This window comes from Salinicola sp. CR57 (assembly GCF_003206585.1).
GTDB lineage: Bacteria > Pseudomonadota > Gammaproteobacteria > Pseudomonadales > Halomonadaceae > Salinicola > Salinicola lusitanus.
This window is the reverse complement of the sequence record NZ_PZJL01000001.1, coordinates 516,474-524,895: the sequence shown is the minus strand read 5'-3', so window position 1 is coordinate 524,895 and position 8,422 is coordinate 516,474. Positions and strand designations below refer to the sequence as shown.

5 protein-coding genes are annotated in these 8,422 nt (G+C 65.4%); all 5 read left to right on the top strand.

All coding sequences use genetic code 11. The features are described 5' to 3' along the window. The coding region (locus DOM56_RS02425; RefSeq protein WP_348627086.1) for an error-prone DNA polymerase at window positions 1-3,210 on the top strand (3,210 nt) is incomplete at its 5' end. A gap of 309 nt (window positions 3,211-3,519) precedes the next feature. Beyond that, entirely contained in the window at window positions 3,520-4,086 is a 567-nt protein-coding gene (locus DOM56_RS02420; RefSeq protein WP_110707318.1) for a DUF1043 family protein, read from the top strand. Between the two features lie 111 nt (window positions 4,087-4,197). Continuing rightward, a complete protein-coding gene (uvrD, locus tag DOM56_RS02415) occupies window positions 4,198-6,438 on the top strand; it encodes a DNA helicase II (protein ID WP_110707317.1) in 2,241 nt (746 codons plus the stop codon). A gap of 171 nt (window positions 6,439-6,609) precedes the next feature. Further along, window positions 6,610-7,344 (top strand): phosphate signaling complex protein PhoU, encoded by a 735-nt coding sequence (gene phoU / locus DOM56_RS02410; protein WP_110601770.1) that lies wholly within the window; start codon window positions 6,610-6,612, stop codon window positions 7,342-7,344. Window positions 7,345-7,635: 291 nt separating this feature from the next. Continuing rightward, window positions 7,636-8,364, top strand: a complete 729-nt coding sequence (gene cysZ, locus DOM56_RS02405; protein WP_110707316.1) for a sulfate transporter CysZ — start codon at window positions 7,636-7,638, stop codon at window positions 8,362-8,364. The last annotated feature ends 58 nt before the right edge of the window (window positions 8,365-8,422 follow it).

Sequence of the window (8,422 nt, the reverse complement as noted above, 5' to 3'; positions counted from 1 at the left end):
CCCGACGCTGCCGCTTCGGACGCCCGTGAGTCGGTAGGCGAAGATTTGGGCGCCTGTAGAATCGGCGCGGGTTCGGGCGCCTTAGGAAAACCCTACGCCGAGCTGCACTGCCTTTCCGCATTCAGCTTCCAGCGCGGTGCTTCCACTGCGGATGAACTGTTCGAGCGGGCGGCGCGGCACGGCTATCGGGCCCTGGCGATCACCGACGAAGCCACGCTGGCCGGCATCGTGCGCGGCTGGCAGGCGGCGCGTGAGTACGGCATCGACCTGATCGTCGGAGCCGAGTTTCGTACCGAGTGCGGCATCAAGCTGGTGCTGCTGGTGGAGAATCGGCGGGGTTACGAAGCGCTCTGCGGATTGATTACCCGCGTTCGTGGCCGTGCTCCCAAGGGCGAGTACCGGCTGCTCGCATTGGATCTCGAGGGACTCGATGGCGGTGACGGCCTGTTCGCGCTGTGGATTCCCGGCGCGGTACCGGATCCCTATGTCGGGAAGCGATTGGCCAATATCTTTCCCGACCGGCTGTGGCTGGCGGTGGAGCTGCACTACGGCTTCGAGCAGGGCTGCGACAACGCGGCGCGCCTGGCCCAGTTGCAGGCCCTGGCCGAGTCGCTGGGCATTCCGGTAGTGGCGACGGGAGACGTCCACATGCACGCCCGTGGCCGGCGGGCGCTGCAGGATTGTCTCACCGCCATTCGCCACCACCAGAGCGTATTCGAGGCCGGAGATACCCTGTTCGCCAACGGCGAGCGCCATCTGCGTACGCGTGACGCGCTGTCCGCGATCTATCCCGCCGCGTTGATGGCCGAAAGCGTCACACTGGCGTCGCGCTGCCGCTTCGATCTCGGCGAGCTCGAGTACACCTACCCCCATGAGGTGGTACCGGACGGCAAGACCCCGGCCGAATGGCTGCGCGAACTGACCTCGGAAGGGTGCCGGCGGCGATGGCCGGATGGGGTGCCCGAGAAGACGGCAGGGCAGATCGACCACGAACTCGCGCTGATCGAAGAGCTCGGCTACGAGCACTATTTCCTGACCGTGCACGACATCGTCGACTTCGCGCGGCGCCAGCACATCCTGTGCCAGGGGCGCGGCTCGGCGGCCAACTCGGCGGTCTGTTTCGCGCTGGGGATTACCGAGATCGATCCGTCGCGCACGGCGCTGCTGTTCGAACGTTTCATCTCCCGCGAGCGCGACGAGCCACCGGATATCGATGTCGATTTCGAACATGAACGGCGGGAGGAGGTGATCCAGTACGTCTTTCGCCGCTACGGACGGCATCGGGCGGCGCTGACCGCGGTGGTCAGCCATTACCATGCCGCCGGCGCGATTCGGGATATCGGGCGGGCACTGGGTTTCGCGCCGGAGCGGATCGATCGACTCGCCCGCTGTGCCGGGCGCTGGACCGATCACATTCCCGATCCGGCGCGGCTGCGCGAGCAGGGGTTCGAGCCCGACGAACCAGCGCTGCAGCGGCTGCTGGTGCTGGCCGGCACGCTCATCGGTTTTCCGCGCCATCTCTCCCAGCATCCGGGGGGCTTCGTGATCTCGGATGCGCCGCTGCAGACGCTGGTGCCGGTGGAAAACGCCGCCATGCCGGAACGCACCGTGATCCAGTGGGACAAGGACGATCTCGACCTGGTCGGCCTGCTCAAGGTCGACGTGCTCTCGCTGGGCATGCTGACGGTGCTGCGACGAAGCCTGGATCTGCTGCGCCGGCATCGCGGACTCGACTACGAGCTGGCGACGATTCCCAAGGAGTGCAACGAGACCTACGCCATGATCCAGCGCGCCGACACCCTGGGCGTGTTCCAGATCGAATCCCGCGCACAGATGGCGATGCTGCCCCGGCTCAGGCCGGCCAAGTTCTACGATCTGGTGATCGAGGTGGCGATCGTGCGCCCCGGGCCGATCCAGGGCGACATGGTGCACCCCTATCTCAAGCGGCGCAGCGGCGAGGAGCCGATCACCTACCCCTCGCAGGCGTTCGAGCAGGTCTTCGAGCGTACCCTGGGCGTACCGCTGTTTCAGGAACAGGTGATGGCGCTGGCGGTGGAGGCCGCGGGCTACAGTCCTGGCGAGGCCGACCAGCTGCGCCGTTCGATGGCAGCCTGGAAACGCCACGGGGGGCTCGAGCCTCATCGCCAACGGATCGTCGACGGCATGCTGGAACGTGGCTACGCCAGAGAGTTCGCCGAGCGCATCTTCGAGCAGATCAAGGGCTTCGGCAGCTACGGCTTCCCTGAATCCCACGCTGCCAGCTTCGCCCTGCTCACCTATGCCAGCTGCTGGTTCAAGTGTCACGAGCAGGCGATCTTCGCCTGCGCCCTGATCAACAGCTGGCCGATGGGCTTCTATTCGCCGGATCAGGTGCTGCAGGACGCTCGCCGCCACGGCGTCGAGGTGCGCCCGGTCGACATCCGCCAGAGCCAGTGGGAGAGCACGCTGGAGCCGGCGGACGAGAGCACCCCCGCGACCACCGGCGCGCTGGCGATCCGGCTCGGGCTTCACATGATCAAGGGCTTGGCCGAGAGCGACGGCCAACGCCTGCTGGCGGCGCGCGACACGCCCGGCTGCGACAGCGTCGAGCGCCTGGCGGCGAGGTCCGGGGTCAAGCGGGCGGTCTTGTCACGGCTCGCCGATGCCGGCGCGCTGGAAGGGCTGGCGGGTGATCGCCATCGGGCGCGCTGGGCCGCGGCCGGGATCGAGGCTTCGCTGCCACTGTTTTCCGGAGTCGATAGCGAAGAGGAACCCCTCACGCTGCCGGCCATCGAGATCGGCGAGGCCATCAAGGCGGATTACGCCACGCTCGGCACTACCCTGGGGCCGCACCCGCTGGCGCTACTGCGCCAGCACTGCCGCTCGGGTGGCCCCCGTGGTCTCGGCGGCGTGGTGGATTCGAAGCGCCTCGCCGACCTGTCCGGTGATGTCGGCGTGGCGATCGCCGGGCTGGTGGTCGGGCGCCAGCGCCCGGGCTCGGCCAAGGGGGTGACATTCCTGACCCTCGAGGACGAGTTCGGCATGATCAATGTCGTGGTCTGGCCGCGGCTTGCCGAGCGCTATCGCCGTATCTTGCTCGAATCCCGTCTGCTGCGGGTGACCGGCAAGCTGGAGAGCCAGGAGGGTGTCCGTCATGTGATCGCCCGGCACCTGGCTGACCTCACCGGTCTGCTGGAGGGGTTGAGTACGCGCAGCCGGGATTTTCACTGATCCGAGCTACGAGCTACGAGCTACGAGCTACGAGCTACGAGCTACGAGCTACGAGCGAAAGGCAAGCGTAAAACGTCACGACCGGCTTCAGGCCGCCTTGGAGCGACGGTGAGCGTAAACCGAAATGGGAGCCGGCGAGTCGCGAGCGGCTGGCCGAGCGAGGCTGAACTATGGTTAGGTGCTGAGATAAGGTTGGGCATTGAACCATCACGCCGTGCGATCTGTCTTCAATCATGGTGCGGCAAGGACCGATGGTATTTGTCTTTCATACACTGGAATTGTTTTTCAATCACAAGAGGCGGCTGATTTATGGAGAGCATTGGCGTAGGGCCCTGGATCGCGATCGTCGTGGCGGTGGGCGCCGTTGGCGTATTGGTCGGTTACTGGCTGGGTACCAAGATGGGGGGCCACAACACCGAGCCGATGCGCGAACTCAACCGCGAACACACCGCCTACAAGGAGGACGTCCGCGAGCATTTCGAACAGGTCTCCGCGACCATGACCCGTATGGTCGAGGATTATCGCGAGATGTATCACCACGTCGCCAAGGGCGCCGAGAAGCTCGCCGACATGCACCACGAGACGGTGATCGAGCCGCCGCCCAAGCCCGAGGCAATCACCCAGGACCGGCCTGCCGGCGACGAGGCGTCCGATACGCCGACTGCCGACAAGGAGAAGGTGTCGGCGGCTTCGTCGGCTCCCCGGGAGACGCCGTCGGCGACGGCTCCCACGGCCTCCGGCGCGGCGGCGAAATCTTCCGCCTCCTCCTCGGCGACCGGTGCCGCCGGTGCCGGAGCATCGTCTGCGCCCACGCGTCCCCAGGACGCGGCGATCCGGGCTGCCGCCGAAGACGCCGCCACGTCGCAGAAGCGCTGATCGCCCCTCGCCACTCAGCCGTGGCGGGCGTCGTGTCAGGTGGAGCGCACCGGCTATGTTAAGCTGGCGCGCTCTTCTCTATTTCAAGCAGCAGGCCCCGCACGGTTCCCAATGGATGATGTCTCGGCACTAATCGACTCCCTCAACGCCAACCAGCGCGAGGCCGTCGCCGCGCCGCCCGGCAATATGCTGGTGCTGGCCGGTGCCGGTTCGGGCAAGACCCGGGTTCTGGTGCATCGCATCGCTTGGTTGATGCAGGCGGAAGGCGTCTCCCCCTACGCGATTCTGGCGGTGACCTTCACCAACAAGGCGGCCCGCGAGATGCGCACGCGTCTCGAGGCGCTGCAGGGCGCGTCGCTGCGCAACATGTGGGTCGGTACCTTCCACTCCATTGCTCATCGCCTGCTGCGCACGCACTGGCATGACGCGCGGTTGCCCCAGCATTTCCAGATCATCGACAGCGACGACCAGCTGCGGTTGGTCAAGCGCCTGCTGCGGGATCACAACGTCGACGACGAGCGCTATCCGCCCAAGCAGGTGCAGTATTTCATCGGCGGCTGCAAGGAGGAGGGACTGCGCCCGCAGCAGGTGGCGACCCACGGCGATCCCTACATGGCCAAGATGGTCGAGCTCTACGAGCTCTATCAACTGACCTGCGAGCGGGGCGGACTGGTCGACTTCGGCGAGCTGCTGCTGCGCAGCCTGGAGCTGCTGCGCGATACGCCGGCGCTGCTCAAGCACTATCGCGAACGCTTCGGCCATATTCTGGTCGACGAGTTCCAGGACACCAATACCCTGCAGTACGCCTGGCTCAAGCTGCTGGCCGGCGCCGATGGCAATGGGGGAAGCGATGCCGATCGTGCGGCCATGATCGTGGTCGGCGACGACGATCAGTCGATCTACGGCTGGCGCGGGGCCAAGGTCGAGAACATCCGTCGTTTCGAGAGCGAGTTCGCCAATACCCGGACCGTGCGCCTGGAGCAGAACTACCGCTCCACCAGTGTGATTCTGGATGCCGCCAATGCGCTGATCAGCCAGAACAGCGGGCGCATGGGCAAGGAGCTGTGGACCGACGGCGAGACCGGGGAGAAGATCTCGGTCTATGCCGGCTTCAACGATCTCGACGAGGCTCGTTTCATCGTCGATACCATCGGCGAGCAGGGCCGCAACGGCTTCGCGCGCCGCGAGATGGCGATTCTCTACCGCTCCAACGCCCAGTCGCGGGTGATCGAGGAGGCGCTGATCCGCAGCGGCGTGCCGTATCGCATCTACGGTGGCCAGCGCTTCTATGAACGGCTCGAGATCAAGAACGCGCTGGCCTATCTGCGGCTGCTGCTCAATCGCGAGGACGACGCCTCGCTGGAACGGGTGATCAACGTGCCGCCCCGCGGGATCGGCACGCGCACGGTGGAGATCCTGCGTGGCCGCGCCCGCGACACCAGCGTGTCGCTGTGGCAGGCACTGCACGACAGCCTGAGCGACGGCACGCTCAAGGGGCGGGCCGGGAATGCGATCAACGCCTTCGCCGAGCTGATCGAGCGCCTCGACAACGACACCGCCGGCATGGCGCTCTACGAGATCATCGGTCACGTCATTCAGGTCTCCGGGCTAATCGAGCATCACCGCAGCGAGAAGGGCGAGAAAGGCCAGGCACGGGTCGAGAACCTCGAGGAGCTGATCAACGCGGCCCGAGCGTTCTCGCAGAGCGCCCAGGCCAATCCGATCGACCTGCAGGAGGTGGGCGAAGGCGCCGCGGCGCTGGAGCCGTTCCTGGCCGAGGCGGCACTCAATGCCGGCGATCACGAAGCCGACGAGTTCGAGGATTGCGTCCAGATGATGACGCTGCACTCGGCCAAGGGTCTGGAGTTCCCGGTGGTGTTCGTGGCCGGTATCGAAGAGGGGTTGTTCCCGCACAAGATGTCGCTGGAAGAACCGGGGCGCCTCGAGGAGGAGCGCCGGCTCTGCTACGTGGGCATGACCCGTGCCATGCGCAAGCTCTACCTCACCTACGCCGAGATTCGCCGCCTGCATGGGCGCGAGACCATGGCGCGACCCTCGCGGTTCTTGCGGGAAGTCCCCGAGGAGCTGCTCGAGGAGGTGCGCCTGCGCGGCCAGGTATCGCGACCGGTGACCTCCCGGCCCAGCGTGGGGCCGGCGCGTCAGCAGGGCGTTGAAGGCGGCGACGATCTGCCATCGCTGTCGCTCGGCCAGCGCGTCAGCCATCCGCTGTTCGGCGAGGGTGTGATCCTCGATGCCGAGGGTGAAGGGGCTCGGGCTCGGGTGCATGTCAGTTTCGAGGGCGAGGGCGACAAGTGGTTGGTACTGGGATTCGCCAAACTGACCCCGCTGTGAATCTGTCATCGTCACGAAGTTGCAACAATTCCGTGCGATGATCGCGGCTATAGGTGTCTCTACGCCTGTCGCGTTCAGGCCATCGAAGACAGATCCTTGCTGGCAGGCTCAACTGCCCAGTCATAGTGCCAGATACGTCAACGCCCCCAAGACAAGCCGTCGGAGTCACGCATGGATATCACCAGCGATACCCACAGTCAGCACATCTCGCAGCAGTACAATCAGGATCTCGAGACCATCAAGACCCAACTGATGGCCATGGGAGGGCTGGTCGAGAAGCAGCTCCAGGAAGCACTGGATGCACTGTTGGATGGCGACAGCCAACTGGCGATTCGGGTGCGCGACAACGACACCAGCGTCAACGACATGCAGCTCAAGATCGACGAGGAGTGCGTGCGGATTCTGGCGCGTCGCCAGCCGGCAGCTTCCGATCTGCGCCTGGTGATCGCGGTCATTCGGGCTACCAATGATCTCGAGCGGATGGGCGACGAAGCCAACAAGATCGCGCGCAACGCCATCGATCTGATCGAGTCGGGGCGCATCCCCCAGGGCAGCGTGGAGATTCGTCACATCAGCGAACACGTGCGCAGCATGTTGCGCGATTCCCTGACCGCCTTCGCCCGCTTCGATACCGAACTGGCACTGAAGGTGGTTCAGGAAGACGCGTCGGTGGATAGCGAGTACACCACGGCCATGCGATCGCTGGCGACCTTCATGATGGAAGACCCTCGCTCCATCGGTGGCGTGCTCAGCGTCATGACGGTACTGCGCGCGCTCGAGCGCATCGGCGATCACGCCGACAACCTCGCCGAGCACGTCATCTATCTGGTGAAGGGGCGCGATATCCGCCATACCTCGGTGGACGAACTCGATCGGGAAGCCCTGGGCCGAAGCGACAAGCGCTAGGCCTGGCTGAAAAGCCGACGGGCGCAGACCGATCCTGGGCCCATACCCTGCAGTTCGATGTGCTTCCCGCCTCATTCGTGGGCGCAGCGCAGGATCGGCGACAGAGAGGACCGGATTGGTGCGCCCAGTCGATCGTTGACGCCGTATCGGCAAGGGGCGGAGTTCTCAGACCTCGCCTGGGGCCCGTCGCTCGCCGGCTGGAGGGCATGCGGGGTCAGGATTGACGCCGCGCCGCAGGGAGTGTGTTAGCGTGTCGATCACGCAACACTTTGTCTGGTCGACGGATTCAGCATGATCTATCCCCTTCAAGCGATTATCCAAGGCACGCGCCTGGTGTTCGAACCCGGGCTGCGTCGCTTCGTGATCGGTCCGATTCTGGTCAACCTGCTGCTGTATGGCGGCACCATCTACTATCTGATCGGCAACTTCGGCGGCTGGCTCGACTACGGCATGCGCCAGGTGCCGGGCTGGCTGACCTGGCTCGAGTGGCTGATCTGGCCGCTGCTGGTGGTTGCCCTGGCGCTGATCGTCTTCTTCACTTTCACCCTGGTCTCCAACCTGATCGCGGCGCCGTTCTACGGCTTCCTGGCCGAAAAGGTGGAAACCCGGGTCACCGGGCGGCCGCCCAGCGACGAGCTCGGCTGGATCAAGACCGGCGTCGATGCGCTGGGGCGGGAACTGGTCAAGCTGGGCTATATCCTGCCGCGCATGGCGGTGCTGTTCCTGCTGGGGTTCGTGCCGGGGCTGAACCTGATCACCCCCTTTCTGTGGGCGGCGTTCTCGGCCTGGATGATGGCCGTCCAGTATCTCGATTACCCGATGGACAACAATCAGGTCAGCTTCACCGACATGCGCCGTCGGCTGCGCGGGCGCTGGTGGCCGACGTTGACCTACGGCGCTTGCATGTCGGTGGCGACCTGGGTGCCGGTGCTCAATCTGATTCTGTTGCCCGGCGGCGTTGCCGGTGGCGTCATGCTATGGGATCGCTACTACCGCTCCATGGTGCCGGCCACCCGCTGATGGCGCACGACAGGCGCGCGCCAACGAGGCCTGGGTCGACAAGAAAAATGGTGGATGG

What these genes read in the sequence shown, in the direction of transcription:
- uvrD (WP_110707317.1), top strand. Translation starts at nt 4,198, where the DNA reads ATGGATGATGTCTCGGCACTAATCGACTCCCTCAACGCCAACCAGCGC.
- phoU (WP_110601770.1), top strand. Translation starts at nt 6,610, where the DNA reads ATGGATATCACCAGCGATACCCACAGTCAGCACATCTCGCAGCAGTAC.
- DOM56_RS02420 (WP_110707318.1), top strand. Translation starts at nt 3,520, where the DNA reads ATGGAGAGCATTGGCGTAGGGCCCTGGATCGCGATCGTCGTGGCGGTG.
- cysZ (WP_110707316.1), top strand. Translation starts at nt 7,636, where the DNA reads ATGATCTATCCCCTTCAAGCGATTATCCAAGGCACGCGCCTGGTGTTC.